The organism is Cupriavidus sp. H18C1, assembly GCF_049311595.1.
Lineage (GTDB): Bacteria > Pseudomonadota > Gammaproteobacteria > Burkholderiales > Burkholderiaceae > Cupriavidus > Cupriavidus cauae.
In genome coordinates, this window is the sequence record NZ_CP186008.1 from 2,822,963 (window position 1) to 2,848,300 (window position 25,338).

General features: G+C 67.8%; 25 protein-coding genes and 1 pseudogene. 15 read left to right on the forward strand and 11 right to left on the reverse strand.

Annotated elements, in window-relative coordinates; all coding sequences use genetic code 11:
- Window positions 1-165 precede the first annotated feature (165 nt).
- Window positions 166-1,308 carry a Bug family tripartite tricarboxylate transporter substrate binding protein gene (locus tag OJJOAM_RS13130; RefSeq protein WP_422648194.1) on the forward strand — a complete coding sequence of 381 codons (1,143 nt, stop codon included), beginning with the start codon at window positions 166-168 and terminating at the stop codon, window positions 1,306-1,308.
- Here the strand turns inward: OJJOAM_RS13130 and OJJOAM_RS13135 are convergent.
- On the reverse strand, window positions 1,305-2,060 hold the full coding sequence (locus OJJOAM_RS13135; RefSeq protein WP_422648195.1) for an SDR family NAD(P)-dependent oxidoreductase: 756 nt from the start codon (window positions 2,058-2,060) through the stop codon (window positions 1,305-1,307). The genes OJJOAM_RS13130 and OJJOAM_RS13135 overlap by 4 nt on opposite strands.
- A 142-nt stretch (window positions 2,061-2,202) precedes the next feature.
- Here OJJOAM_RS13135 and OJJOAM_RS13140 point away from each other — a divergent pair, with 142 nt between their 5' ends.
- From OJJOAM_RS13140 to OJJOAM_RS13160, 5 genes and pseudogenes are all read left to right on the forward strand, one after another.
- Window positions 2,203-3,117, forward strand: a complete 915-nt coding sequence (locus OJJOAM_RS13140; RefSeq protein WP_422648196.1) for an AraC family transcriptional regulator — start codon at window positions 2,203-2,205, stop codon at window positions 3,115-3,117.
- Window positions 3,118-3,243: 126 nt separating this feature from the next.
- Window positions 3,244-3,499: pseudogene (locus OJJOAM_RS13145) on the forward strand (AbrB/MazE/SpoVT family DNA-binding domain-containing protein).
- Complete coding sequence (locus OJJOAM_RS13150; protein WP_422648197.1) at window positions 3,486-3,905, forward strand: PIN domain-containing protein; 420 nt, start codon at window positions 3,486-3,488, stop codon at window positions 3,903-3,905. The pseudogene OJJOAM_RS13145 and the gene OJJOAM_RS13150 overlap by 14 nt, the downstream one beginning before the upstream one ends.
- A 163-nt stretch (window positions 3,906-4,068) precedes the next feature.
- Window positions 4,069-4,968 carry an AzlC family ABC transporter permease gene (locus OJJOAM_RS13155; RefSeq protein WP_422648198.1) on the forward strand — a complete coding sequence of 300 codons (900 nt, stop codon included), beginning with the start codon at window positions 4,069-4,071 and terminating at the stop codon, window positions 4,966-4,968.
- Window positions 4,965-5,288, forward strand: a complete 324-nt coding sequence (locus tag OJJOAM_RS13160) for an AzlD domain-containing protein (protein ID WP_149316825.1) — start codon at window positions 4,965-4,967, stop codon at window positions 5,286-5,288. The genes OJJOAM_RS13155 and OJJOAM_RS13160 overlap by 4 nt, the downstream gene beginning before the upstream one ends.
- A gap of 130 nt (window positions 5,289-5,418) precedes the next feature.
- Here OJJOAM_RS13160 and OJJOAM_RS13165 read toward each other — a convergent pair whose 3' ends face one another.
- A complete protein-coding gene (locus OJJOAM_RS13165) occupies window positions 5,419-6,090 on the reverse strand; it encodes a helix-turn-helix transcriptional regulator (RefSeq protein ID WP_422648199.1) in 672 nt (223 codons plus the stop codon).
- Here OJJOAM_RS13165 and OJJOAM_RS13170 point away from each other — a divergent pair.
- The 8 genes from OJJOAM_RS13170 to OJJOAM_RS13205 all read left to right on the forward strand — a co-directional run bounded on the left by OJJOAM_RS13170 (window position 6,044) and on the right by OJJOAM_RS13205 (window position 15,088).
- A complete protein-coding gene (locus OJJOAM_RS13170; protein ID WP_422648200.1) occupies window positions 6,044-6,844 on the forward strand; it encodes a hypothetical protein in 801 nt (266 codons plus the stop codon). The genes OJJOAM_RS13165 and OJJOAM_RS13170 overlap by 47 nt on opposite strands.
- Before the next feature lie 137 nt (window positions 6,845-6,981).
- Complete coding sequence (locus tag OJJOAM_RS13175; protein ID WP_422648201.1) at window positions 6,982-8,178, forward strand: phosphoglycerate kinase; 1,197 nt, start codon at window positions 6,982-6,984, stop codon at window positions 8,176-8,178.
- 133 nt (window positions 8,179-8,311) lie between these two features.
- Complete coding sequence (gene pyk / locus OJJOAM_RS13180) at window positions 8,312-9,748, forward strand: pyruvate kinase (RefSeq protein ID WP_149316828.1); 1,437 nt, start codon at window positions 8,312-8,314, stop codon at window positions 9,746-9,748.
- Between the two features lie 225 nt (window positions 9,749-9,973).
- On the forward strand, window positions 9,974-11,038 hold the full coding sequence (gene fba / locus OJJOAM_RS13185) for a class II fructose-bisphosphate aldolase (protein ID WP_422648202.1): 1,065 nt from the start codon (window positions 9,974-9,976) through the stop codon (window positions 11,036-11,038).
- Between the two features lie 191 nt (window positions 11,039-11,229).
- Window positions 11,230-12,138, forward strand: a complete 909-nt coding sequence (locus OJJOAM_RS13190; protein ID WP_422648203.1) for a phosphoribosylaminoimidazolesuccinocarboxamide synthase — start codon at window positions 11,230-11,232, stop codon at window positions 12,136-12,138.
- 39 nt (window positions 12,139-12,177) lie between these two features.
- On the forward strand, window positions 12,178-12,675 hold the full coding sequence (gene purE / locus OJJOAM_RS13195; protein WP_422648204.1) for a 5-(carboxyamino)imidazole ribonucleotide mutase: 498 nt from the start codon (window positions 12,178-12,180) through the stop codon (window positions 12,673-12,675).
- 126 nt (window positions 12,676-12,801) lie between these two features.
- Window positions 12,802-14,046, forward strand: coding sequence for a 5-(carboxyamino)imidazole ribonucleotide synthase (locus tag OJJOAM_RS13200; protein ID WP_422648205.1), 1,245 nt, complete (start codon window positions 12,802-12,804; stop codon window positions 14,044-14,046).
- 49 nt (window positions 14,047-14,095) lie between these two features.
- Window positions 14,096-15,088, forward strand: coding sequence for an L-threonylcarbamoyladenylate synthase (locus tag OJJOAM_RS13205; protein ID WP_422649588.1), 993 nt, complete (start codon window positions 14,096-14,098; stop codon window positions 15,086-15,088).
- Between the two features lie 130 nt (window positions 15,089-15,218).
- Here OJJOAM_RS13205 and dacB read toward each other — a convergent pair whose 3' ends face one another.
- From dacB to OJJOAM_RS13245, 8 genes are all read right to left on the reverse strand, one after another.
- Window positions 15,219-16,754 (reverse strand): D-alanyl-D-alanine carboxypeptidase/D-alanyl-D-alanine endopeptidase, encoded by a 1,536-nt coding sequence (dacB, locus tag OJJOAM_RS13210; RefSeq protein ID WP_422648206.1) that lies wholly within the window; start codon window positions 16,752-16,754, stop codon window positions 15,219-15,221.
- Window positions 16,755-16,911: 157 nt separating this feature from the next.
- Entirely contained in the window at window positions 16,912-17,901 is a 990-nt protein-coding gene (locus OJJOAM_RS13215; RefSeq protein WP_422648207.1) for a hypothetical protein, read from the reverse strand.
- Window positions 17,902-17,991: 90 nt separating this feature from the next.
- A complete protein-coding gene (locus tag OJJOAM_RS13220; protein ID WP_422648208.1) occupies window positions 17,992-19,668 on the reverse strand; it encodes a hypothetical protein in 1,677 nt (558 codons plus the stop codon).
- Window positions 19,669-19,818: 150 nt separating this feature from the next.
- Complete coding sequence (locus OJJOAM_RS13225; RefSeq protein WP_422649589.1) at window positions 19,819-20,367, reverse strand: MarR family winged helix-turn-helix transcriptional regulator; 549 nt, start codon at window positions 20,365-20,367, stop codon at window positions 19,819-19,821.
- Between the two features lie 20 nt (window positions 20,368-20,387).
- Window positions 20,388-20,888 carry a DUF3237 domain-containing protein gene (locus OJJOAM_RS13230; protein WP_422648209.1) on the reverse strand — a complete coding sequence of 167 codons (501 nt, stop codon included), beginning with the start codon at window positions 20,886-20,888 and terminating at the stop codon, window positions 20,388-20,390.
- Window positions 20,885-22,036 (reverse strand): ABC transporter substrate-binding protein, encoded by a 1,152-nt coding sequence (locus OJJOAM_RS13235; RefSeq protein ID WP_422648210.1) that lies wholly within the window; start codon window positions 22,034-22,036, stop codon window positions 20,885-20,887. Before OJJOAM_RS13235 ends, OJJOAM_RS13230 begins: the two co-directional genes overlap by 4 nt.
- Before the next feature lie 34 nt (window positions 22,037-22,070).
- The gene (locus OJJOAM_RS13240) at window positions 22,071-23,333 is read right to left on the reverse strand and encodes a flavin-dependent oxidoreductase (protein ID WP_422648211.1); all 1,263 of its coding nucleotides are present in this window, start codon (window positions 23,331-23,333) and stop codon (window positions 22,071-22,073) included.
- A 67-nt stretch (window positions 23,334-23,400) separates the two neighbouring features.
- Window positions 23,401-24,240, reverse strand: coding sequence for a hypothetical protein (locus OJJOAM_RS13245; protein WP_422648212.1), 840 nt, complete (start codon window positions 24,238-24,240; stop codon window positions 23,401-23,403).
- A gap of 193 nt (window positions 24,241-24,433) precedes the next feature.
- Between OJJOAM_RS13245 and OJJOAM_RS13250 the strand changes: the two genes are divergently transcribed.
- Window positions 24,434-24,646 (forward strand): glycine zipper 2TM domain-containing protein, encoded by a 213-nt coding sequence (locus OJJOAM_RS13250; RefSeq protein ID WP_006579879.1) that lies wholly within the window; start codon window positions 24,434-24,436, stop codon window positions 24,644-24,646.
- A gap of 205 nt (window positions 24,647-24,851) precedes the next feature.
- On the opposite strand, the gene OJJOAM_RS13255 is transcribed toward OJJOAM_RS13250, so the two are convergent.
- Window positions 24,852-25,304 carry a PACE efflux transporter gene (locus OJJOAM_RS13255; RefSeq protein WP_422648213.1) on the reverse strand — a complete coding sequence of 151 codons (453 nt, stop codon included), beginning with the start codon at window positions 25,302-25,304 and terminating at the stop codon, window positions 24,852-24,854.
- Between the last annotated feature and the right edge of the window lie 34 nt (window positions 25,305-25,338).

Here is a 25,338-nt window from a genome sequence, read left to right on the forward strand (position 1 = left end):
GCGATTCATTGGTATCGTACTTGCTTTGGAATCCGGCCCCCGCAGCGCATGCCAGGCAGCGGGCCCGCCGGCCAAGCCGTTTCTCGGTCTGTATTCGACCTGTATTCGGCCTGTATTCGGCCTGTCTTTCTGCCTTTCGATCCCTGGTATTTCGATTCCGCCGCCATGACCCGCACCTCGACCCGCCGCCTCGTGACCCGTCTTGCCGCCACCCTGGCCAGCCTGGGCAGCCTCGCCTGCCTGTCGTTGGCTCCGTCCGCGCACGCCCAGGGCCCGGCCAACTGGCCCGACAACAAGCCGATCACGATCCTGATGGGCTTTACCGCCGGCTCAGGCGTCGACATGGTCGGCCGCACGCTGCAGGACTCGCTGCAGAAGTCGCTCAAGACCACGATCCTGTACGACTACCGGCCGGGCGCCGGCGGCAACGTGGCTTCCGAAGTGGTCGCCCACGCCAGGCCGGACGGCTATACGCTGCTGCTGGGCACCGCCGCGACCCATGGCATCAACCCGGCGCTGTACAAGAACCTGCCGTTCGATGCCGAGGCGGACTTCACGCCGATCGCCCCGCTGGTCGAGGTCTCGAACGTGCTGACGGTCAATCCGGCGGTGATCGACGTCAAGTCGGTCAAGGAATTCATCGAGAAGGTCAAGGCCAACCCCGGCAAGTACAACTACGCGTCCACCGGCAACGGCACCGGCACGCATCTGGCCTTCGCCGAGTTCAACGCGCGCGCCGGCCTCGACATGGTCCACGTGCCGTACAAGGGCGGCCCGGACGCGCTGCAGGCGGTGCTCAAGGGCGAGGTCTGCTGCATCTTCAACCAGGTGCAGAGCGTGCTGCCGCAATACCGCGCCGGCAAGGTGCGCCTGCTCGGCGTGACCACCGCCAAGCGCGTGCCGGTGATCCCCGATGTGCCGACCATCGCCGAGAGCGGCGTGCCGAACTACAACAGCACGATCTGGTTCGGCTTCTTCGGTCCCAAGGGGCTGGACCCGCAGATCGCCCGCAAGGTCAACGAGGCCGTGCGCGTCGCGCTGGAAAATCCGGCGGTGCGCCAGAAGCTGGTCGAGGCCGGCAACACGCCGCGCGTCGAGACCGTCGACCAGTTCCGCGCCACGGTGAAGGCCGACCGCCAGAAGTGGGCGAACGTCGTCAAGACGGTGGGGGGCGTCGATCGACTGAGATCGATTGGGATCAGCCTGGCGGCATTCCCGCCAGGCGGCCCCGGTCAGGGTCCGGGGCGCCGGCATGTTCGCGGCATATCGTCGGCATGTTTCCGTCATGTTCGAAGCGTGCCGCCCTAGATTCCCTGTCCTCCCGACACCTCGATCCGCTGGGCGTTGACCCAGCGATGGCCCTCCGACAGCAGGCCGGCAATCATCGGCCCGATATCGTCGGGCACGCCGGCGCGGCCCAGCGCGGTCATCTCGGCGAACAGCTTGTTGATCTCCGGGTTGTCGCGCACGGCGCCGCCGCCAAAGTCGGTTTCGATCGCGCCCGGGGCCACGGTATTGACGGCGATGCCGCGCGCGCCGAGTTCCTTCGCCAGATACCGGGTCAGCACTTCCACCGCGCCCTTGACCGCGGCGTAGGCCGCGTAGCCGGGGAAGGACACCCGCGTCAGCCCGCTGGACAGGTTCACGATGCGCCCGCCGTCGGCGATCAGCGGCAGCAGCGTCTGCGTCAGGAAATACACGCCCTTGAAGTGCACGTTGACCAGCGCGTCGAACTGCGCTTCGGTGGTGTCGCCGATCAACGCATAGTCGCCGTGGCCGGCGTTGTTGACCAGATGATCGAAGGTGTCGCGCTGCCATGTCTGGCGCAGGGCGGCGCGCAGCGTTTGGGCGAAGGCGGCGAAGGTATCGATGTCGCCGGTGTCGAGCTGCAGCGCACAGGCCTTGCGGCCCAGTGCCTCGATCTCGGCGACGACGGCGTTCGCCTCGCCGGCCCGGCGCTGGTACGTCACGATGACATCCCCGCCGCTGCGGGCGATGCTCAGGGCGGTGGCTCGGCCCAGCCCGCGGCTGGCGCCCGTCACGAGGGTAACTCGGGTCATGGCGATCACTCCTTGGTTCGGTTGATGGTGTTACGAATTATTGGAGCCCGAGCGCCAATAGTCTTTGTCAATTCCTCCCGCTTTCTTGCCTGAATCTCCGAGCCGGCTCGCCGCCCTCCGAGGGCAGCGCTATGCTGCGTCCATGAACGCCGACCTGCTCGATGCCGTCCGCCGGTACACGGACGCCTACGCCGATCCCGAGGGCCTTGCCCAAACGCCCGTGCCGGGCCTGACCACGATCAAGGCCAGGTCGCCCAGCGGACTGCTCCATGCCATCGCGCGGCCGCTGGTCTGCCTGGTGCTTCAGGGCAGCAAGCAGGTCACCATGGGCACGCAGACCTTCACCTTCGAGGCGGGCGACTCGCTGCTGATCACCGCCGACGTGCCGACCGTCAGCCAGGTCACGCGGGCCAGCCCCGAAGCGCCCTACCTGTCGCTGGTGCTGGACCTCGAGCCGGCCGTGATCGCGGACCTCGCCGCCCAGATGCAGACCCTGCCGGCGGCCGAGGGCGTGGCGGTGCGGTACCAGCCGACCGATGCCGAGGTCGCCGACGCCGCGCTGCGGCTGATGCGCCTGTTCGAGCGGCCGGAGGCCGTGCCGGTGCTTCATGCCCAGCGCGTACGGGAGTTGCACTACTGGCTGCTGGCCGGCCGGCATGGCGCGGCCATCCGCGAACTGGGATGGCCGGAAGGCAATGCGCGGCGCGTGGCGCGCGCCGTGGCGGTGCTGCGCGAGGAGTTCACCAGGCCATTGCCGATGGAGCGGCTCGCCGGCGTCGCCGGCATGAGCCCATCGTCGTTCTACCAGCACTTCCGCGCCGTCACGTCGCTGTCGCCATTGCAATTCCAGAAGCAGCTGCGGCTGATCGAAGCGCGCCGCCTGATGCTGGCCGATGGCATGACCGCCAGCAGCGCCGCCTTTGCGGTGGGCTACGAAAGCGTGCCGCAGTTCACGCGCGAATACCGCCGCCTGTTCGGCACCCCGCCGGCGAAAGATGCGGAGGCCATGCGCAGCGCGGTGCCGATGGGCGGCGCCGATAGCCGTCCGAATTGCTGAGGAGCGCCGTTCTTTCTGGAAAGTCGGGGAGCCGGTTCCAAGTTCAAAATTGCCAGCTTGCTGCCCGCGGTCCACTGGCGTTCAATGCGAGTGTTCGGAACGGATCGAGAGGGGAGGTAAGCAAAGATGACATCGGTCACGATGACTTCGAGGGGGGCAAGTCACCCTTCCTGCGGAGGTTCGGGATAGGTTGGGCTTGTCGGCTGGCGATCGCGTGGAGTTTGTAATGAACGAAGCCACAGGCAACTACGAGGTAATTCCCGCCCATCAGTCGGTCAAGCGGCTGAAGGGCGTGGTGCCCAAACCGGACAAACCCGTTTCGGTCGACGACATGAACGCCGCAATCGCGGAACAGGGAGCGTCGGCCGGTGATCGGAATTGATACCAACGTCCTGGTCCGGTACTTCGCTCAGGACGATCCACTGCAGTCTCCCATCGCCAGCGCCTTGCTTGAGGGCTTGAGCCCCGAGCGGCGCGGGTACGTGCCGATGGTCGCCCTCGTCGAACTGGTGTGGGTGATGACCCGGCGCTTCGCGATCAAGCGAAGCGGGATCGTCGAGCTCGTCGAAGGCATACTGGACTCTCGCGAATTCGTGGTCGAGGCAGCCGAGACGGTCCGCAAGGCGCTCCATTCGTATGCGACGTCCGGCGCGGACTTCGCCGATTGCCTGATCGAACGAACGTGCCACGCGGCGGCGTGCGATTGGGTGGCGACCTTCGATGCCGCGGCGGCCCGTACCCCTGGCTTCCGCTTGCTGGGGCCGAATATGACCGACCAACCCGCGTGACTGCTCGCCGCGCGCATCATTTAAGCGCCCACTTACCCAATTCCCGTCAGGCCCTATAATGGCGCCTTACCCGCCGCGCTCGCGGCGGGGTGTCCGGCGATGCCGGCGCGGCGCGTTGGATCGCCGTCGCGCGATCGGCCGGAATCCTCACCGCGTCCGCTCCATGACTTCCCCTCGGCCCCCGGCCTGGCTGCGCCTTTGGCATCGTGCCACGCAAGGCGTCCTGCACCATTTCTGGACCCGCTTTCCGCCCGCCGAGCGCACCGGCTTCCTGGCCGGCGCACGACGTTTCGCGCCGTCGCTGCCGGCCACGTTCTCGTGGGGACTGGTGACGGGCGTCGCCATGAGCAAGTCGGTGATGACGGTGCCCGAGGCGATCGGCATGAGCCTGCTGGTCTATGCCGGCTCGGCCCAGCTGGCGGTGCTGCCGCTGTTCGCCGCCGGCATGCCGTTGTGGACGATCTGGCTGACCGCCGCCGTGGTCAATCTGCGTTTCGTGATCTTCAGCGCCGCGCTGCAGCCGCATTTCAGCTATCTGCCGCTGTGGCGGCGCACGCTGCTGGGGTCGTTCAACGGCGACCTGCATTTCGTCTTCTTCATGCAGCGCTTCCAGGCGCCCGGCTACGAGTCCGGCAAGGAAGGGTATTTCTGGGGCATGGCGCTGACCAACTTCGTGATGTGGCAGGTCTCGTCGATGGCGGGCATCCTGCTGGCGAGCCTGTTCCCCGACAGCTGGGGCCTGGCCCTGGCCGGCACGCTGGCGCTGATCCCGGTGATGGTGTCGACGATCAATTCCCGCTCGACGCTGATGGCGGTCGCGGTATCGGCGGTGCTGGCGCTGTTCTTCTTCGACCTGCCGTACCGGCTCGGCCTGGTGGTGGCGGTGGTAGGGGCGATCGCGGCCGGCATGGCGAGCGACCAGATGGCGGCCCGTGCCACGCTGCGCGGCATCGAAAACAAGCGGCGGCGCGACAAGGCAGCCGGCACGGCCAGCCGGAACGCCGGCAACGACGCCGGCACGCGGGCCGGCCACGCCGCGTCGTCGGCGGAGGACAAGGCATGAGCCATTGGCAGATCTGGATCGCGCTGATCGGCATGGCGGTGGTGACCATCGTCACGCGCGCCCTGTTCCTGATGGCGGGCGAGCACGTCAGCCTGCCCGACCGCCTGCAGCGGGCGCTGCGCTACGCGCCCGCCGCCGCGCTGGCGGCCATCATCCTGCCGGACCTGATGACCTGGCAGGGCCATTTCACCGTCGGCCTGGAAAACTACAAGCTGATCGCCGGCATCGCCGCGGCGCTGTTCTACCTCGCCACCCGCAAGATGCTCGGCATGATCGCGGTCGGCATGGCGGTCTATACGGCGCTGCGGTTGCTGGCCTAGCCGTCAGGCAGACGTCAGACAGACGTCGGGCAAGACGTCAGGAAAGACGTCAGGAAAGACGTCAGGAAAGACGTCAGGAAAGACGTCAGGCAGACGCCGGGCAAGACGTCAGGCCGCCGTCTGCCGGACGTCAGCCGCCGCCATCGGGCTGGGCCCGCGGCGCCTTCAGCGTGGCGCTCAGCTGGGTCAGCAGGTGCGACAGCTGCGCCTGGCTGTTGGTGCCGGTCTTGATGAACACCGACTTCAGCTGGGTGCGGCTGGTCTCGCGGCCGATCTGCAACTGCTCGCAGGCCTCGGGCAGCCCGATGCCGGTGGTCAGCAGCGTCGCCAGCCGCATCTCGGCCGGCGTCAGTCCATAGAGATCGCGCAGTACCTGGGGCAACAGCGGCGAGCTGCCGCGGGCGTCGTGGATCGCGACCAGCGCGGCCGGCTGCTGCCAGGCCTGGCCCATCGCATGCGACGGCGGCAGCGGCAGCACGATGACCTGCGCGCGGGCGCCCTGGCGCGATTGCGCCGTCGCCGCCTGGGCCGGCACCGGCGCGTTGGCATCGCAGGCCGCGCGGATCATCGCCGCGAACGGGCGCGACAGCTTCCATTCGTCGCCCGTGCCAGCGCCGGCACCCGTGCGCGGCGCGGCCGGATTCGGCACCAGCCGGCGCACCCAGGCCTCGCCCTCGCTGTTGTGCAGCAGCACCCGCGCGTCGGCCGTCAAGACGATCACGCCGAATGCCAGCTGGTCCAGCAGCTGCATCGACATGCGCTGCAACGCGGTCAGCGCGCTGGTGCGCTCGCGCAGCGCCATCGCCTGGCGGATGTGGGGGAATCGCCCAGTCGAGCGCCCGCGCGTCCTCGTGCGCGAACAGCGGCCCGTCGACCGGTCGCTGCAGCGAGAAATAGACCTCGTAGTAGGGCTGGCGATCGACCAGGCAGGCCATCACCGAGCCCATGCCGTAGCGGTGCAGGAAGTCGCCATAGAAAGGATGCCGCGCAATGGTGCCCGCACCCAGCTCGCGCGCATCGATGTACCAGCCGCCGACCGGCATCCGCGGCGCAAAGGACCGTCCCGGGTCCAGCGCCTCGAAGGTCTGCTGGTAGGCCTGGACCAGTCCCTCGACCGGATTGGCCAGCTCGGTCACCGACATGCGGTCGTTGCGCTTGTCGAGCACGACCATGCCCATCTGGGTGCTGCCGCTCGCGCGGCGCAGGTTCTGCAGGCTGCGCTGCCACGCCTGCGGATCCACGATGCCCTCGTAGAGTCCGCGGATGGTGTCGTGGATGTCGCTGTCGTTCATTGCCGCCTCCGCATCGACGCGATGGCGCGGCAGGCGGCGGGCGGCGCGTGCAATGGCTGGCGCCGCCCATGGTCTGCGCCATGGACTTCCCGTTGGTTCATCGACTACCCCTGGTTCCGACGACAAAGCAATGCGCCGCCAGGCTCTTGCGACGGCCCGGTCGGCTCCATCTTCTTCTTTCTTCTTGATTGGGATGCGACGGCTTCTCGAGGGCAGCGCCCCGGGGGCGGCTGCGGTGGCCGAAAAGCTATGGTACGGGTTTGAAGCGGGGTCGTCAGCAGGATGTGATGAGGGTTTCACCTGCCTTTGTGCGCTGGGCGGCGCAACCCCGTTGCAATTGCGCAAAAGGGGGTCCCCGTTCAGGTAAAATGCCGGTTTTTCCGATCTTTCCCGCAAGAGCCATGACCTCTGTCCTGCGTCTATCCGACCTGATTTCCCAAGGCAAACTGTCCGGCAAGCGTGTGTTCATCCGCGCCGACCTCAACGTGCCGCAGGACGACGCCGGCAATATCACCGAGGACACTCGCATCCGCGCCTCCGTGCCGGCCATCGAGGCGTGCCTCGCCGCCGGCGCCGCCGTGATGGTGACCTCCCACCTGGGCCGCCCGACCGAGGGCGAATTCAAGCCGGCCGATTCGCTGGCGCCGATCGGCAAGCGCCTGTCGGAACTGCTGGGCAAGGACGTCAAGCTGGTGCAGAACTGGGTCGACGGCGTCGAGGTCGCGCCCGGCCAGGTGGTGCTGCTCGAGAACTGCCGCGTCAACAAGGGCGAGAAGAAGAACAGCGACGAGCTGGCGCAGAAGATGGCCAGGCTCTGCGACATCTACGTCAACGACGCCTTCGGCACCGCGCACCGCGCCGAGGCGACCACCCACGGCATCGCCAAATACGCGCCGATCGCCTGTGCCGGCCCGCTGCTGGCCGCCGAGATCGACGCGCTGGGCAAGGCGCTGGGCCAGCCGGCCCGGCCGCTGGTGGCGATCGTCGCGGGCTCGAAGGTCTCGACCAAGCTGACCATCCTGAAGTCGCTGGCCGACAAGGTCGACAACCTGGTGGTCGGCGGCGGCATCGCCAACACCTTCATGCTGGCCGCCGGCCTGAAGATCGGCAAGTCGCTGGCCGAGCCGGACCTCGGCGCCGAAGCCAAGGCCATCATCGACATCATGGCCGCGCGCGGCGCCTCGGTGCCGATCCCGGTCGACGTGGTCTGCGCCAAGGAGTTCAGCGCCAACGCCGCAGCCACCGTCAAGGACGTCAAGGACGTGGCCGACGACGACATGATTCTCGACATCGGTCCGCGCACCGCGGCGATGCTGGCCGAGCAGCTGAAGGCGGCCGGCACCATCGTCTGGAACGGCCCGGTGGGCGTGTTCGAGTTCGACCAGTTCGGCAACGGCACCAAGGTGCTGGCCGAAGCGATCGCCGAATCGAAGGCCTTCTCGATCGCCGGCGGCGGCGACACGCTGGCCGCGATCGCCAAGTACGGCATCGCGGACCGGGTCGGCTATGTCTCGACCGGCGGCGGCGCCTTCCTCGAATTCCTCGAAGGCAAGACGCTGCCGGCCTTCGAAGTCCTGGAGCAGCGCGCCGCCGGCTGACCGCCGGACCCGGCCGCCGCCCGGCGTCCACCGGACGCGGGACGCGGCCGCAGCGCTTGCCGGCAACCTGCAGGCGACCCGCAGGCAACCCCGCCGGCAACCGGCCGCGACACGCCAAGGACAAGGAAACCAGATGACCCGTTCGACCAAGATCGTCGCCACCATCGGCCCCGCTTCCAGCACGCTCGAGATGCTGACCCGCATGATTGCGGCCGGGGTCGACGTGGTGCGGCTCAATTTCTCGCACGGCGTGGCCGAAGACCACCTCGAGCGCGCGCGCCTGGTGCGCGAGGCCGCCCAGGCCTGCGGCCGCGAGGTGGCGATCATGGCCGACCTGCAGGGGCCGAAGATCCGCGTCGGCAAGTTCGAGCACGGCAAGGTCACGCTGAAGGCGGGCGACCCGTTCGTGCTGGACGCCGGCTGCAAGCTCGGCAACCAGGAACGCGCCGGCCTCGATTACCAGGACCTGCCGCGCGATGTCGGCCCGGGCGACCTGCTGCTGCTCAACGACGGCTTGATCGTGCTGGGCGTCGACCGCGTGATCGGCAACGAGATCTTCACCACCGTCAAGGTCGGCGGCGACCTGTCCAACAACAAGGGCATCAACCGCCAGGGCGGTGGCCTGTCGGCGCCGGCGCTGACGGCCAAGGACATGGAAGACATCAAGACCGCGATGGCGCTGGGCGCCGACTATATCGCGGTCAGCTTCCCGAAGAACGCCACCGACATGGAGATGGCGCGCCAGCTCGCCGCGGTGGCGGGCCAGCAGTTCGGCCACAAGGCCCGGATGATCGCCAAGATCGAACGCGCCGAGGCGATCCGGCCGGGCGTGCTCGAGGAAATCCTCGCGGCCTCGGACGGCATCATGGTGGCGCGCGGCGACCTGGCCGTGGAAGTGGGCAACGCCGCGGTGCCGGCGCTGCAGAAACGGATGATCCGGCTCGCGCGCGAGGCCAACAAGCTGACCATCACCGCCACGCAGATGATGGAAAGCATGATCGTCAATCCGGTGCCGACCCGCGCCGAGGTGTCGGACGTCGCCAACGCCGTGCTCGACGGCACCGATGCCGTGATGCTGTCGGCCGAGACCGCCGCCGGCCGCTATCCGGTCGAAACCGTCGAGGCGATGGCCGCGGTCTGCGTCGAGGCCGAGAAGTCCGAGGTGGTCCAGCTCGACACCGACTTCCTGAACCAGACCTTTACCCGCATCGACCAGTCGATCGCGATGGGCGCGCTGTTCACCGCCTATCATCTGCAAGTGAAGGCCATTGCCGCGCTGACCGACTCGGGCGCGACCGCCTTGTGGATGAGCCGTCACCGCATCCATGTGCCGATCTACGCGATGACGCCGAACCTGGCCTCGCAGCGCAAGATGCAGCTGTACCGCAACGTGGTGCCGCTGCCGCTGGAATCGAGCACCGACCGCGATACCGCGCTGGAACAGGCCGAGGAGCTGCTGCTCGCCAAGGGCGTGGTGCAGCGCGGTGATTTCATCGTGCTGACGGTCGGCGAGCCGATGGGGCAGCCGGGCGGCACCAATACGCTGAAGATCGTCCGGGTCGGGCTGTGACGCAGATGCCGATGCCGACCCTGCGGCTGACCATCAAGCGGGAGGCGATGCCGATGACGCGAACCATGACGCGAACGATGACGGCGGGCACGGTGCGCTGGGGAACACAGCCCGGTGCCGCGCCCCACGGAAACTTGCCACGATAGCGGCGGACCGTGGCGACAGCCCGGCAGCCCGAAGAACATCCCAATACCGAGAACCCCATTCTTTTCTTAGGAGTCTGACATGCCACTCGTTTCGATGCGCCAGTTGCTCGACCACGCCGCCGAGAACGGCTACGGTCTGCCGGCATTCAACGTCAACAACCTGGAGCAGGTCCAGGCCATCATGCAGGCCGCCGACGAAGTGAATGCGCCGGTGATCATGCAGGCTTCCGCGGGCGCCCGCAAATATGCCGGCGAACACTTCCTGCGCCACCTGATCGAGGCGGCGGTCGAAGCCTATCCGCATATCCCGGTCGTGATGCACCAGGACCACGGCCAGTCGCCGGCGATCTGCCAGGGCGCGATCGACCTGGGCTTCTCGTCGGTGATGATGGACGGCTCGCTGCGCGAGGACGGCAAGACGCCGGCCGAGTACGAGTACAACGTCGAGGTGACCCGCAAGGTCGTCGAGATGGCCCACGCCGTGGGCGTGACCGTCGAGGGCGAACTGGGCTGCCTGGGCTCGCTGGAAACCGGTGAGGCCGGCGAGGAAGACGGCATCGGCGCCGAAGGCAAGCTCGATCACTCGATGCTGCTGACCGACCCCGAGCAGGCCGCCGACTTCGTCAAGGCGACCCAGCTGGACGCTCTGGCGATCGCCATCGGCACCTCGCACGGCGCGTACAAGTTCACCCGCAAGCCGACCGGCGACATCCTGGCGATCAGCCGCATCAAGGAAATCCACGCCCGCATCCCCAACACCCACCTGGTGATGCACGGCTCGTCGTCGGTCCCGCAGGAACTGCTGGAGGAAATCCGCAAGTTCGGCGGCGACATGAAGGAAACCTACGGCGTGCCGGTCGAGGAAATCCAGGAGGCGATCAAGTACGGCGTGCGCAAGATCAATATCGACACCGATATCCGTCTGGCCATGACCGGCGCGATCCGCCGCTTCTTCGTCGAGAATCCGAGCAAGTTCGACCCGCGCGAATACCTGAAGCCGGCCCGCGAGGCCGCCAAGCAGGTCTGCAAGGCCCGCTATGTCGCGTTCGGCTGCGAAGGCCAGGCCGGCAAGATCAAGCCGATCGCGCTGAAGGACATCGCCGAGCAGTACAAGTCGGGCAAGCTGTCGCAGGTGGTGCAGTAAGCGGTGCAGTAAGCCGTGCATCAAGCCATGCAGTCGGCGGCGCATTGAGCCGCCGCGGCCCGGCCTTCAGCGCATGAGGGCCGGGCCATGGCCGACGCCATGGCGTGGCCAGTGCATCGACCGATGGGGCTTCGCGACTGCACGAAGCCCCTCATTGTTTCTCCCTCTCTCCGGCTCGCCGACCTATTTCTATGTCTGACGCTCTCTATCAGTCCTCCATCCGCTCGCTGCCGCTGCTCGGCCATGGCAAGGTGCGCGACAACTATGCCGTCGGCGACGACAAGCTGCTGATCGTGACGACCGACCGCCTGTCGGCGTTCGACGTGATCCTCGGCGAGCCGATCCCGGGCAAGGGCCGCGTGCTGAACCAGATGGCCAACTTCTGGTTCCGGAAGCTGGCCCATATCGTGCCGAACCACGAGACCGGCATCGCCGCCGAGACCGTGGTGCAGCCGGACGAAGTCGCGCAGGTGCGCGGCCGCGCGGTGGTGGTCAAGCGTCTGAAGCCGATCCTGGTCGAGGCCGTGGTGCGCGGCTATCTGGCCGGTTCGGGCTGGAAGGATTACCAGGCGACCGGCCGGGTTTGCGGCATCGAGCTGCCGGCCGGCCTGCAGAACGCGCAGAAGCTGCCCGAGCCCATCTTCACGCCGGCGGCCAAGGCGGAGATGGGCGAGCACGACGAAAACATCAGCTTCGCCGAGGTCGAGGCGCGCATCGGCAAGGAGTTGGCCGCGCAGATGCGCGACATCTCGATCCGCCTGTACAAGGAAGCGGCCGACTACGCCGCCACGCGCGGCATCATCATCGCCGACACCAAGTTCGAGTTCGGCCTCGATGAGAACGGCACGCTGACGCTGATGGACGAGGTGCTGACCGCCGATTCGTCGCGCTTCTGGCCGGCCGATTCGTACCAGGTGGGCACCAACCCGCCGTCGTTCGACAAGCAGTTCGTGCGCGACTGGCTCGAGGCGGTGCGCATCGACGGCAAGCCGTGGCCCAAGACCGCACCGGCGCCGGCCCTGCCGGCCGACGTGATCGAGAAGACCGCGGCCAAGTACCGCGAGGCGCTGACCCGGCTGACCGGGCAGGAACTGCAATAACGGGCGGCCGCGGGCACGCCACGCAAGCGAGGATTGGAAGTGAGCCAGACAAACAAGCCGCTGGTCGGCGTCGTGATGGGCAGCAGTTCGGACTGGGACGTGATGCAGCACGCCGTGGCGATGCTGAAGGATTTCGGCGTCCCGTTCGAGGCCCAGGTGGTATCGGCGCACCGGATGGCAGACGAGATGTTCCGCTACGCCGAGACGGCGCGCGCGCGCGGACTGCGCGCGATCATCGCCGGCGCCGGCGGTGCCGCGCATCTGCCGGGCATGATCGCGGCCAAGACCATCGTGCCGGTGTTTGGCGTGCCGGTGCCGTCCAAGTACCTGCGCGGCGAGGATTCGCTGCTGTCGATCGTGCAGATGCCCAAGGGCGTGCCGGTCGCTACCTTCGCCATCGGCGAGGCCGGCGCGGTCAATGCCGCGCTGCACGCGATCGCCACGCTGGCAACCGTCGACGACGCGCTGGCCGCGGCGCTCGAAGCGTTCCGCACGCGCCAGACCGAAGCGGCGCGGGCGATGACCTTGCCGCTGTGACCGCCCGACGCCGATCCGCTTCACCGATTGACTGATTCACCGATTCACTGATTTGCTGACTCACTGAATCACGCCCCGCGGCCGTCGCCGGCGGCCGCGAACCGTTCCCCTGGAATCCGCACGAGCATGCCCACCGATATCCATCCCCATCTGATCGAAGCGCACACGCCGGAGTCGCGCGCCGAATTCGGCGTCGGCGGCCCGAACGCGCCGATCCTGCCCGGCGCCTGGCTCGGCATGCTCGGCGGCGGCCAGCTGGGCCGGATGTTCACGCATGCCGCCCAGGCGATGGGCTACAAGGTCTGCGTGCTCGACCCCGACCAGGACAGCCCGGCCGGCGCGGTCGCCGACAGGCATATCTGCGCGGCCTACACCGACGAGGCGGCGCTGACCGAGATGGCGAAGCTGTGTCAGGCGGTCTCGACCGAATTCGAGAACGTGCCGTCGATGTCGCTGGAGCGGCTCGAGCAGCTCGGCGCCTTCGTCGCGCCGCGCGGCCATTGCGTGTCGATCGCGCAGAACCGCATCGGCGAGAAGAAGTTCTTCGCCGCCTGCGCCGAGCGCACCGGCGTGCCGCCGGCCCCGCACTGGGTGATCCAGCACGATGCCGATATCGACCAGCTGCCCGAGCAGCTGCTGCCGGGCATCCTGAAGACCGCGCGCATGGGCTACGACGGCAAGGGCCAGGCCCGCGTCAAGACGCGCGAGGACGTGCGCGCCGCCTGGAACGCGATGCAGCATGTGCCGTGCGTGCTGGAGCAGATGCTGCCGCTGGCCTATGAGGTCTCTGTGCTGGCCGCGCGCGGCGCCGATGGCGCGACCGCGACCTGGCCGCTGGCCGAGAATGTCCATCGCGACGGCATTCTGTTCTCGACGGTGATGCCGTCGCGCCAGGTGTCGGCCGAGATTGCCGACCGTGCCCGTGCCGCCGCGGCCACCATCGCCGGCGAGATGGGCTATGTCGGCGTGCTGTGCATCGAGTTCTTCGTGCTCAAGGACGGCAGCCTGATCGCCAACGAGATGGCGCCGCGCCCGCACAACTCCGGCCATATCACGATGGACGCGTGCGAGACCAGCCAGTTCGAGCAGCAGGTGCGGGCGATGGCCCGGCTGCCGCTGGGCAGTACGCGCCAGCATTCGGCCGGCAAGATGCTGAACCTGCTGGGCGACGTCTGGTACGAATACGGGCTCGAGCGCGAGCCGGCGTGGGATGCGGTGGTCGGCCAGCCCGGCGCCAAGCTCCATCTGTACGGCAAGAGCGACGCGCGGCCCGGACGCAAGATGGGCCACGTCAACTGCATCGGCGAGCGTGCGGAAGACGCGCAGCGCGCCTTCGACGCGGCGCTGCAGATCCTGCATATCGCGCCCTGATTTCCTGCACAGGGTGATGACGATGGCCGCCGCTTCCCATCCTTCCCGGATGCCGACCGCCGCCGAGCTCGACGAGGCCGCGCGCCTGCTCGAGGCCGGGCAGCTGGTCGCGTTTCCGACCGAAACCGTCTATGGCCTCGGCGCCGATGCCGAGAACCCGGAGGCGGTGGCGCGCATCTTCGCGGCCAAGGGACGGCCGTCCAACCATCCGATCATCGTCCATGTGGTCGACGGCGCCGACATCGGCCATTGGACCGACGAGGTACCCGAGGCCGCGCAGCGCCTGATCGACGCCTTTTGGCCCGGGCCGCTGACGCTGATCCTGAAACGTGCCGCGCATATCCCCGCCGACGTCGCGGGCGGGCAGGACAGCATCGGCCTGCGCTGCCCCTCGCACCCGGTCGCGCAGGCGCTGCTGTCGCGTTTCAAGCGCGGCCGCGGCGGCATCGCGGCGCCGTCGGCCAACAAGTTCGGCCAGGTCAGCCCGACCACCGCGCAGCATGTGCGCGAGGAATTCGGCGACAGCATCTATGTGCTTGAGGGTGATGGCGTCGAGGTCGGCATCGAATCGACCATCGTCGACCTGTCGCGGCTGGACCAGGGCATCGGCCCGGTGCTGCTGCGCCCGGGCGCGATCACGCCGGCGATGATGGCCGATGTGCTCGGCGCCGCGCCGCTGCCGCCCGATGCGTCCGCGCCGCGGGCCTCGGGCACGCTGAAGGCCCACTACGCGCCGCGCACGCCGCTGTATCTGGCCGATACGCGTGCGCTCGCACGCGACCTCGCCACGCTGCCGGCCGATGCCCGCGTGGCCTGGGTCGCCGCCGCGCCGGCGGACGATCCGCGCTGCGTGTGGGTGCAGGCCCCGGCGGATGCCAGGGCCTATGCGCGGGAGCTGTACCGGCTGCTGCGCCGGCTCGACAAGGAAGGCTTCGCCCGGCTGTACGTCGAGCCCCTGCCCGAGGGGCACGAGTGGGCGGGCGTACGGGACCGCTTGCAGCGGGCCGCCGCGGCGTTCCAGGACCAGCGCCGGGGCGCCTGATGGCGGTGCGCTGGTGCGCCGGTGCGTGAATGCCTTATTGCGTCAATGCGTTAGTGCCGTGGTCCGTTGGTGCTCCAGACCGTTAGCGCTCCAGACCCTTAGTGCTCCAGACCGTTAGTGCTTTGGACCGTTAATGCGCCGCCGACGCCGGCGCGCCCCGATACACCCACTCCAGCAGCGCGTCATGCGCCTGCTGCGCCTGCGATGCATTCGGATGGTTGATCAGGCTGACGACGACATAGCGCCCGCCGTCGGCCGCATCCACATAGCCCGCGATGGCGCGCACATCCGCCAGCGTGCCGGTCTTCAGATAGCCGTGTCCGGCCGCGCTGCTGCGCGTCAACCGGTTGCGCAGCGTGCCGTCCACGCCCAGCACCGGCAGCGAGTTCACGAAGATCGGCGCCGCCTCGCTCGCCAGCGCCTGTTGCAGCAGGCGCGCCAGATCGTAGGCGCTGATGCGTTCCTGCCGCGACAGTCCCGAGCCGTTGTCCAACGTCAGCCCCGGCATGTCGAGGCCCTGGTGCGACAGCCAGCGGCGGATCACCGCCGCCGAGCGCGCGGTGCTGGCCGGGCCGCCGCGATCGATCTCCGCGCCGACGGTCAGGAACAGCTGGCGAGCCATCACGTTGTTGGAGTACTTGTTGATGTCCCGGACGATGTCGGCCAGCGGCATGCCGTAGTGGCGCGTCAGCCGGAACGCGGGCCGCGGCACGCGGCCGCTGCGGACCGCGGGCGGCCTGGCGAAGGTACCGCCGGCCGCGAGCCATTGCGCGATGAAGCCGCCGCCGATGAAGTCGTCATGACTGAGCGCGGCGAAGTTCAGCACCTGCTCGCCGCAATCCGCCGAGTAGCTTCCATCGAACGCGGCCACCACGGTGCCGTCCGCCTGCGGGGACAGCGTCGGCGTCGCGCCGGCGCGCCAGTCGCCGCAGCGGCCGTTGGTCAGCGCGAGCCGATTGTCCACGCGCAGCTGTGCCAGCGGCGGCATCACGGAGACGCCGACCGTTTGCGTGGCGGCATCCGGCGTCAGCGTGAAGGACAGGGTCTTGAACGAATACAGCAGCGCGTCCGGCGCCACGTTGTAGGCGCGATGGGTCTCGCCGTCGATGGTGCCGCCATTGTCGAGGCCATTCTGGAAGTAGCTGCGATCGAGCACCACGTCGCCCGCAATGGTGGTCACGCCCGCGCGCAGCGCCCCGGCGACCAGCTTGGCCATTTCCTCCGGCACCAGCTTCGGATCGCCCTGGCCGCGCAGGTAGACGTTGCCGACCACGCCGTCGGCGCCCGGCTCCCGGTCCGCATAGAGCGAGGTCTGCCAGCGGTAGCTCGGCCCCAGCAGTTGCAGGCCGGCGAACGTAGTGATCAGCTTCATCGTCGAAGCCGGGTTCATCGGGGTCTGCGCGTTCCAGCTGGCGGTGGCCGTCGGGGCGCCTTGCCGAACGATGTAGAAGCTGGTGGCAGAAAGCGGTACACCCGCCTGCCGCAACCCGAGCAGCACGGACGGTGGCAGGCCCGTTTGATCCTGTGCGAGCGACAGCAGTCGGGCATTGGATGCCGCTGTCCTCGTCGAAGACGACGGTCCCGATGCCTTCGTGGCGGAGGCCTTTGACTTGGACCGCTTGGTGGCGGCTTCGGAGTTGGCAGCGGGGGCCGATTGCCAAGGCAAACGCCAGGAATGGCACCATGCTGCGGGCGAGAAGGGGGCGAGCAGGCATGGGCAGCATGGTACCGTAGTCGTCTGCAACGATGGGACCCCGATGCCCGACTCACCTGCTCATGGTGGCGAGGAAGCGCTGCCAGATCCCGGCTTCCGTGCGTTGGCTTCAGAGTTGGCGGAACAGCTGAAACAGCCAGATTCGCTGGTCGTCCCGAGTGTGACGCCTGCCTGCCCCGGGAAGAATACGGACACGGGGCGATGACTGCGACGCTGTGGATTGACAGCCGGCGGACGAGCTTCCCGCGCTGCCGAAGGCGGTCCGGTAGAGGGCACCATCCCGCGCGCTTCGGTCGAAATTGATGACCCGAAGGTCCATCGCGCAATAGAACCGCTTCAACATTTGTGCAAGAGCCGCCGAGTCGATTCTTGAATACGTGTAGGCCTCCTCGCGATCAGCGAATCCGTTGGGGACCAGAAAGCGGCCGAAGCGGTCCCGATCGAACAACTGTTCAAAAGCAAGTCCGAGCAGGCCTCTTTCACCGAGCGCGGGTGCAATACGCAGCAGAACGATATCGAGTTCGGAAACATGATTGACCGCGTGCTCGTCGGCGTACGGCTGCAGCATGTTTTGATGCTCGGCAAACTCGCCTTCGCTGAGCAAGGGAAAGCGGCGCGAAAACGAGAACGTCAGCGTGTCCTTGTCGCACAGCAGATGCACGAATTCGGGACACATGGCGTTGTAGATTCGTGGAGTCAGCATTCCCAACTCCACCAGGTATCGCGCGGCATAACGAACGCACTCGGGCGGGGCGCTCGTCACCTCGTCGAATACCTTTGCCAGGCGCACGAATTGGTTGGCCGTCTTTCCCGAGCGGATACCTGCCTGCAAGAAGGACCGCAGGCGGCCGGGCGACCGTTCGAAGTACTGGAAAAGCGGGCGCAGTGGCCCGCCGCAAACCAGCATCTCGAATTCGTGCGTGGTATCCATCAAGGCAAGCGCGGCGTCCGGATCGGCATCGATGACCGCGAGCTTCAATTCCGTCGGCAGGGCGCCCAGATATCCGGGTCGATTGGAATGTGGCTGGTCGTGATGGTCCGTTCCGTAGAGATCGTGCGGCCTGGCCGTGTGCGTCGATGCTGTCGGTACCAATGGCATATGCAGTTCCCTCCCAGGTTTGAATCAAGGATTGCCCCGATATCGCCGTCGAGCCGATCCGGTCTGCCGATCGGGCCCGCTCGTCGCTGCTCAGCCGCCGCCAGCGGACAGATCGCCGGGTACCGGAACGTTGCTGCTGGACGGCTTCTCGTCAAACACAAAATGCCGCGGGTTGCCGGATTGCGCCAACCGGTCGATCTCATGCGCGAACATTTCGGCGCAGGCTGCAAGGATGGAAAGCGTCGCCTTGAACTTGAGCGACGTGATCTTGATGCTCCGGCCTTCCAACGCGAACGTCGCGACAGCACGAAGACCGGCATCTTCCGGGGCCGGCACGATGTCGCCGGCCGCCAGCGGCATGATATGCAACGCGGTGCCGATGTCGGGCGCCGGCTGGTATAGCTTGTAGGTGATCGTGCCGCCGATCGCCCTTCCGCTTTCATCGCACGCTATCTGCACGAGGTTGATCTTTTGCCCCGCGGCGGTCGTGATTGCCTCGGGAAGTCCAATGGCCCTGGCCAGCGCGATCGTCGCCGCGTTCTCCACCGCGCTGCGGGGCCGCTGCGTGATCAGATACAGCAGGGCATCGAACGTGTCATCGTTGCCCTCGGCGGCCGCGTGGATCTTCTCCATGGCGATATCCACAGCCCCCGGCAGACGCTTCTGGATCTCCTTCTGCTGCTGCTCCACCGGCAGCCCTGCAAGCCAGTCACGGAAGCCTGGCGGAATCAATCGCTCGTTGGCGATCTCGCACGGATATACCAGTTCCGACTGATCCCTTGGAATGTCGGCCTGCAACTGAGAAATCAGATCCCGCCGCCATTCCGCCCTTTGCTTCGTGACATCGCCATAACTGGCAAACCGATCCAGCGCCATCTGGCCGGCGAAGAACTCCTGCAGGTCCTGCGTGGATCGGAGCTCCGCGTTCCGCATCAACGCGGGCAGCAATTCGTCGTTGAACCGGGCTTCCAGCGCCCTGGCCTGTTCGAGCGATTGCCGGAGGGCGCCGGACACGTCGCTGTTCGCTCTTTCGAAGCCCTCGTGAGCGGACGCGGCCTGACATATCCTGTGAATGAGATAGCCGCCCCCCGCCGCGCCGCCAGCAACGAGCGCTCCGAGCAGCACGAGACCCAGAGGAGGGAAAGCGACCGTGACGACGAGCATCGCCAGTGCGCTGGCGATGCCGGCGATGCCCAGCAACAGGATGGCCTTGGCGCCGGGCGCCTCGTTGTCCGGATAATCGCGAAGATCGGTGGCCAGTTGATCCAGGTCGGCCAGCGCATCGCCGACCGACTTCGCGCACTGCTTGATATCGGCACGCAGCCGCAGCAGTTCCTGGCGCGTGATACGTACGTCGTTGCCTTGCTGCAGATCCCATGCTTCGATGCGGGCAGCGGCAGACTGGGCATCCGTGATCTTCTTGCCGCATCGTGCCGCGCTGCTCAGGATCTCGGCCTTGCGGCTCGTATCCGGCAACGAATGCACCGCGCTTGTGAGCTCCTGCCAGCCGGCATCGAGCAGGTCGATCACACGGGGCGCCCGCGGGTGCTCGACAGCGCCGGTGGGTTGCACGTGTTGCGCGCCATTGGCGGCCGCGGCATCGACGCGGGACGGCTCGATCTCGTGCGGCTGAGGATGGCCTTCGGAGCGGATTGAACTGGTGTCCGGGAGGGAGGCGGCGGAATTTTCGGTGGAGCGAAACTGGGCAAAGATACGGAGCATGTCGTCGCGGCGGTGGGGTGGAGAAACGCCAACGATGGACGGCAACGTTGGCTGGGGCTTCAGGACAGCGAAGCCTACCCACCGCACTGCGACGCCGCTGTTCTAATCGTGGCGGCCGCTAAAGAATTTGAACCGATGGTTTAGCGACCCCGGGCGGCGTCGCGATATCCGGCGGCTGTCCGGGAGCCAAGAGCCTCAGCCGAGTCGCGCCAGCAGCGCTCGGAGCGTCTGCTGTTCCTGTGTCGACAGCGCGCGCGCCATCTTCGCGTCATGGTCGCAGACGGCCTGGGTTGCCGCGTCCAGCGTTCGGCGCCCCGCCGCCGTCAACACCAGGCTGAACGCCCGCCGATCGTTGGCGGCCGGCCGTCGCGCCACCAGCTTCATTTCCTCGAGCGCATCGACCAGCAGCACGGCGCCCGAACGCGCAATGCCCATGATCCTGGCCAGGTCGGTCAACTTCAGGTCCGGATTGCGCGATATCAGCACCAGTGCCGAGAAGCGTGGCGGCGTGATGTTCCACGGCGCCAGCGAGCGCACGAAGTCCTCGTAGAGCCGGATCTGCGCCCGGCGGATCGCGTAGCCGATCAGGCCGTCCAGCACCCCATAGTCGACGTCCGGCAGATGCGGATCGAAGCCGCCGACTTCGGTGGCGGGGTCGGGCGCGAGCGTATCGCGGGTCTTGCGCGGGGGACGGGAAGCAGGGGGACGAGGGCGACGAAGCGGACATGGAGGCGGGGATGGCAGGCACGAAGCCCGTCATCCGTTCAGGCGACGCGGAAGTATCGCATCTGCACGCGGTCCGGGAAACGCGCGCCGGTGGCGACGAAGGTGTGTTGCATCAGCCAGCGATAGGCGGGCGCCTGCGTTTCGAAGCGCGGCGCCGTGCGGAAGTAGATCAGCGACGGATCGACCGTCTCGCCGGCGGACAGGCGCGCTAGCACGTCGGCGGGACCGCTGCGCAGGCCGGCGTTGACGATGTAGATCCGGGCGCCGTCATCGGTCTCCACGACATAGCGCGCTTCGATTTCGGCGACCGTGACGCCGTCGCCGAGGTCCGGCCGGACCAGCTGGAAGTCGGCGCCGCCGGGCAGCACACGGCCGCGCAGCAGCGGGCCATCGACGACCCCATCGAGAATCGGAATCACGCGCCGCTGCCCCACCGCGCTGGCGCCGACCTCGATCGCCGGATCGAGGCGAAAGCTGAAATCCGCGACATGTTCGAGCTTGGGCGTCGGCAAGGCCGGCAACGCCAATGCGGCCGTCACTTGAGCAGCTTCCAGTTGCCGTTGTCGATGGTCAGCATCACGCGGCCGCGCTGGTCGAAGCCGAAGTGGTCCTGGCTGGTGTAGTTCAGCACGCCGTGCGAGACCACGATCTCGCGCTCGCTTTCGAGCGCCGCCTTCAGTGCCGCGCGGAATTCCGGCGTGCCCGGCCTGGCCCGCTTCAGCGCGACCGGCACGATCCGTTGCAGCACCAGGCCGGCATCGTAGGGATGCGCGCCGAACTGGGTGCGGCTTTCCGCGCCGTACTGCTTTTCGTAGCGGCTCACGTAGTCCAGGCCCGGCTTCTTCGGCGCGCTGTCGGCGGCGAGCTGTTCGGGCACGATGACCGGGCCGGCCGGCAGGATCGCGCCGTCGACCGCCTTGCCGCCGATGCGGATCAGGTCCTTGGTGGCGGCGCCGTGCGTGTGGTAGATCGGTCCGCGATAGCCGCGCTCGCGCAGCGTGGTGTGGGGCAGGGCGGCGCCGGTGCCGGCGCCGGCGATCAGCATCGCGTCCGGGCGCGCCGAGATCAGCTTCAGCGTTTGCGCGGTGACCGCGGTATCCGAGCGCGCGTAGCGTTCGGTGGCGACGACGCGGATGCCGTTGGCCGCCGCCGCGGTGGTGAATTCCTTCAGCCAGGTCTCGCCATAGGCGTCGGCGAAGCCGATGAAGCCGATCGTCTTGACGCCCCTGGCCTTGGCGGTCGCCGCGACGGCATCGGCCATCAGCCGGATCGGCTGCGCCAGCCGGTAGGTCCATTCGCCGCGGCCGGGCTTCAGTTCGATCGGCGAGAACGCCAGCTGCACGGTCTTGCTCTCGTCGGCGACCTCGGCGATGGCAATCGATGGCGCCACCGCGGACGAGCCGAGGATGATGTCGACCTTGTCTTCGCTGACGAAGCGCCGCGCGACCTTGGTCGCCTGGGTGGGATCGGAGCCGTCGTCGAGCACCACATAGCGGATCGTCTCGCCGGCGATCTGCTGCGGCAGCAGGCCCAGCGACTGCTTCTGCGGAATGCCGAGCGAGGCCGAGGGGCCGGTCGACGAAATGCTGACGCCGACGGTGACGTCGGCCAGCGCGGGGCCGGCAAGCGCGCCGGTGGCGGCGAGCGTCAGAACGAGGCGCGCAAGCGTTGTGCGGCGAAGTGTCATCGAATGTCTCCCTTTTTTATGATGGTGCCGGCGGTCAGCGGGTGCCGCCCTGCACGGACTGCCGATCGAATCCCGCCAGCTGCTTGTAGCGCAATGCGATCGCCTCGAGCTCGGCGCGCGCAATGACTTGCTCGATATCGGTGAAGCCTTGCGGCGCGCGCTGCTCGGCCAGCTGCATGACCTGCTCGGGACCGTTGAGCCGGTTGCGCAGCACGATGCCCGCCGTGCGCGGCAGCCGCTCGGCCTCGTATTCGCGCAGCGCGTAGCCGGTATCGGGCGTGCCGAGCAGGCAATCGACCAGATGGCGCGCATCGACGATCGCCTGCGCGCTGCCGTTCGAGCCGATCGGGTACATCGGATGCGCGGCGTCGCCGAGCAGCGTGACGCGATCGAAGGTCCAGCGCGGCAGCGGGTCCTTGTCGACCATCGGGAATTCGTAGATCGCGGCGGCGCCATCGATCAGCGCCGGAATGTCGATCCAGTCCCAGCGCCAGCCGGCAAAGGCCTCGCAGAACACCGACTTGTCGACCTGCCGGTTCCAGTCGCTGCGCGGCGGCGTGTCCGACGCGTCGTCCGGCACGCGCAGCTCGGCGATCCAGTTGATCAGCGAGCGGCCCTGCCGGCGCAGCGGCTCCGAAATCGGATAGGCGACGAACTTCTGGTCCTGATGGCCGGCCATGAACATCGAGCGGCCATCGAGATAGGGAGGCGCCTCGGTGACCGCGCGCCACAGCATCCGCCGCGAGAAACGCGGGGCGTCGCCGCTCGGATAGAACTGCCGCCGCACCGCCGAATGGATGCCGTCGGCGCCGACCAGCACATCGGCGCTGGCCTGTACCTCGGCGCCGTCGGCACGCCGGCGCAACGTGAATTGCACCGGCGAGCCGGGCCGCACGCCGGTGTCGTGCACCGTCTCGAAGGCATGGCCGGTATGCACGCGATCGGCGCCCAGCCTTTCCACCGCGGTCCGATAGAGCAGCATCTGCAGCTCGCCGCGATGCACCGAGAACTGCGGATAGGGATAGCCGGCGGCGAGCCCGCGCGGCTCGTGCCAGATCCGTTGGCCGAACTTGTTGTAGTAGGACAGCGAGCTGGTCTCGATCGCGATCTGCGCGAGGGCCGGCTGCAGGCCGAGCTCGGCCAGTTCGCGGACGGCGTGAGGCAGCAGATTGATGCCGACGCCGAGCGGCTTCAGGGATTCGCTGGCTTCCCAGACTTCGGCGTCGATGCCGTGGCGATGGCAGAGCAGCGCGAGCGTCAGCCCGCCGATGCCGCCGCCTGCGATGGCGATGCGCATGGTGTCTCCTGTGGCGGACCTGCGCGCGACGGGCGGTCCGCTTTCGATCTTGATGGTCGACGAATTGTTATGGAGTATAACTAAATCGTCGACGTGCGCAAGCGCGAGCCGCTGCGCCGGCCGGGATCAGTTTCCCCCAGCTCGGCGACAGCAGGCGCAGGCCGACCGACACGAAGCGCGTCTCGCGCGGCTGGTTCACCTGGGTGCCCCAGGTCATGTCGACCTGGACGCGCTGCGGCACGATCCAGACCCGCATGCCAAGCTGGATCCACGGCCTGTCGCCGCTTTCGCCGAAGCTCTCCGCGATCAAGGCCAGGCGCTCGTTGACCGTCGCCTCGCTGGCCACGCCCCACGTCATGCGGGTCTGCCGTTCGGCGCGATCGTGGGTGGCGCCGACGTTCGCATGCAGCAGCAGGCGGTCGTCGCGCAACGACACCGTCAGCGGCAGATTCAGAAAGAGCCCGCCCGGCGTCCTGCGCCGCTCGGCCTTCGGGTATTCGGTCATGCCGACCGTCAGCGCGACGCCGTAGCCGTTGGTCTCGACCGGCTTGAGCACGGTCTTGCCCTGGAACTGCAGATCGGTGATGGCGTTGCCCGGTCCGTCGCCGTATCGCTGCACCGCGCCGCCGAACGTCCACTCGACGTTGCCGGTGAAATTGCAGCCCGGCAGCGCCCAGCGTTCGGTGCCGTCGCGATTGAAGCGCAGCCACGATTCGAGCTGGCACGATTGCGGATCGACGATGCGCGCGTCGTCGGTGACCAGCGGCCGCGCCGCCCATGCGAGCGGGCTCAGGCACAGCAGCAGCGTGGCCGCGACGGCGCGGTGCAAGGCGAAGGGGCGGCGCAAGGCGGAAGGGCGGCGCAAGGCGGAGAGGCGAAGAAGGATCGGCAGGCAAATCGGCAGCATGGTCGGGCTCGCAGTGGCGCGCCCGCAGTCTAACGCGCACCGATGACACGGTGTCGTGCAACGCCGGCGGGCACGGATGGTGCGGCGGCCCATGTGGGATTTATCCGACACCGGCATAGGTGACCGTCGCCTGCCGGTCCCGCGCGATCGCCGGCACAATCGGACTACCTCTCGCCCGTACAAGGAGCTCTCGATGCGTACCCTTACCCTGTCGTTCGCGCTGGCCACGCTGCTCGCCACCGCGGGCTGCGCCGACATGACCGCCAAGCAGCGCAACACCGCCATCGGTGCGGGCGTGGGCGGGGTCGCAGGCGCGACCTTGATCGGCGGACCGGGCGCCACGCTGGGCGGCGCCGCGCTGGGCGGCGTGGTCGGCAATGTGCTGACCGACGACAAGAAGAAGTAAGAAGCAGGGACAAGGAGCAGGGATCGCGCAAGGGCGCCGCAAGCCGAGCGACCGCAGCGCGCCATCACAGCGCGCTACCGCAGCCCGCGCGGGATTGCCCACGGATCGGCCGCGCATTCGCTCAGTTTGGCGGCACCAAAGCAGAACGCCCCGGCCGATGGCCGGGGCGTCGTCGTTGATGCCCTCTGTGTTGGCCTGGCGCCGGTCAGGCCGGCTCGCTGCCCGAGGCCTCGCCGGCGACCGCGCGGCCCGGCACCGGAAACACGATGTCGTAGGCCCAGTTGTAGACGAAGGCGTAGACCACGTAGAAGCCGGCCACTGCCAGATCCATCAGCAGCGCGTCGAGCAGGCTGATCTTCAGGTACCACGCCACCGACGGCAGGAACACGATCAGCAGGCCCAGTTCGAACAGCAGCGCATGGCCGACGCGCACCGCCGGCGACTTGCGCACCGAGCCGGTCAGCCGCACCATGGCCTTGTCGAACATCAGGTTGTAGACGTAGTTCCAGACCGCGGCGATCAGCGAGGCCACCGCGGCGATCACGCCCATCTGGTGCAGGGCGTAGCCGAACACCCAGCTGCCCAGCGGCGCGAAGATCAGCAGGCCGATCAGTTCGAAGCCGACCGTGTGACGGATTCTGTCGAGCGTACCGCGCATTGTGCTGCTCCATGAAAGACAATGGCGCCCAGTC

Coding starts and splice junctions, on each gene's coding strand:
- OJJOAM_RS13130 (WP_422648194.1), top strand. CDS start 166: ATGACCCGCACCTCGACCCGCCGCCTCGTGACCCGTCTTGCCGCCACC.
- OJJOAM_RS13135 (WP_422648195.1), bottom strand. CDS start 2,060: ATGACCCGAGTTACCCTCGTGACGGGCGCCAGCCGCGGGCTGGGCCGA.
- OJJOAM_RS13140 (WP_422648196.1), top strand. CDS start 2,203: ATGAACGCCGACCTGCTCGATGCCGTCCGCCGGTACACGGACGCCTAC.
- OJJOAM_RS13155 (WP_422648198.1), top strand. CDS start 4,069: ATGACTTCCCCTCGGCCCCCGGCCTGGCTGCGCCTTTGGCATCGTGCC.
- OJJOAM_RS13160 (WP_149316825.1), top strand. CDS start 4,965: ATGAGCCATTGGCAGATCTGGATCGCGCTGATCGGCATGGCGGTGGTG.
- OJJOAM_RS13170 (WP_422648200.1), top strand. CDS start 6,044: ATGCGCTGCAACGCGGTCAGCGCGCTGGTGCGCTCGCGCAGCGCCATC.
- OJJOAM_RS13165 (WP_422648199.1), bottom strand. CDS start 6,090: ATGGCGCTGCGCGAGCGCACCAGCGCGCTGACCGCGTTGCAGCGCATG.
- OJJOAM_RS13175 (WP_422648201.1), top strand. CDS start 6,982: ATGACCTCTGTCCTGCGTCTATCCGACCTGATTTCCCAAGGCAAACTG.
- pyk (WP_149316828.1), top strand. CDS start 8,312: ATGACCCGTTCGACCAAGATCGTCGCCACCATCGGCCCCGCTTCCAGC.
- fba (WP_422648202.1), top strand. CDS start 9,974: ATGCCACTCGTTTCGATGCGCCAGTTGCTCGACCACGCCGCCGAGAAC.
- OJJOAM_RS13190 (WP_422648203.1), top strand. CDS start 11,230: ATGTCTGACGCTCTCTATCAGTCCTCCATCCGCTCGCTGCCGCTGCTC.
- OJJOAM_RS13200 (WP_422648205.1), top strand. CDS start 12,802: ATGCCCACCGATATCCATCCCCATCTGATCGAAGCGCACACGCCGGAG.
- OJJOAM_RS13205 (WP_422649588.1), top strand. CDS start 14,096: ATGCCGACCGCCGCCGAGCTCGACGAGGCCGCGCGCCTGCTCGAGGCC.
- OJJOAM_RS13215 (WP_422648207.1), bottom strand. CDS start 17,901: ATGCCATTGGTACCGACAGCATCGACGCACACGGCCAGGCCGCACGAT.
- OJJOAM_RS13235 (WP_422648210.1), bottom strand. CDS start 22,036: ATGACACTTCGCCGCACAACGCTTGCGCGCCTCGTTCTGACGCTCGCC.
- OJJOAM_RS13240 (WP_422648211.1), bottom strand. CDS start 23,333: ATGCGCATCGCCATCGCAGGCGGCGGCATCGGCGGGCTGACGCTCGCG.
- OJJOAM_RS13245 (WP_422648212.1), bottom strand. CDS start 24,240: ATGCTGCCGATTTGCCTGCCGATCCTTCTTCGCCTCTCCGCCTTGCGC.
- OJJOAM_RS13250 (WP_006579879.1), top strand. CDS start 24,434: ATGCGTACCCTTACCCTGTCGTTCGCGCTGGCCACGCTGCTCGCCACC.
- OJJOAM_RS13255 (WP_422648213.1), bottom strand. CDS start 25,304: ATGCGCGGTACGCTCGACAGAATCCGTCACACGGTCGGCTTCGAACTG.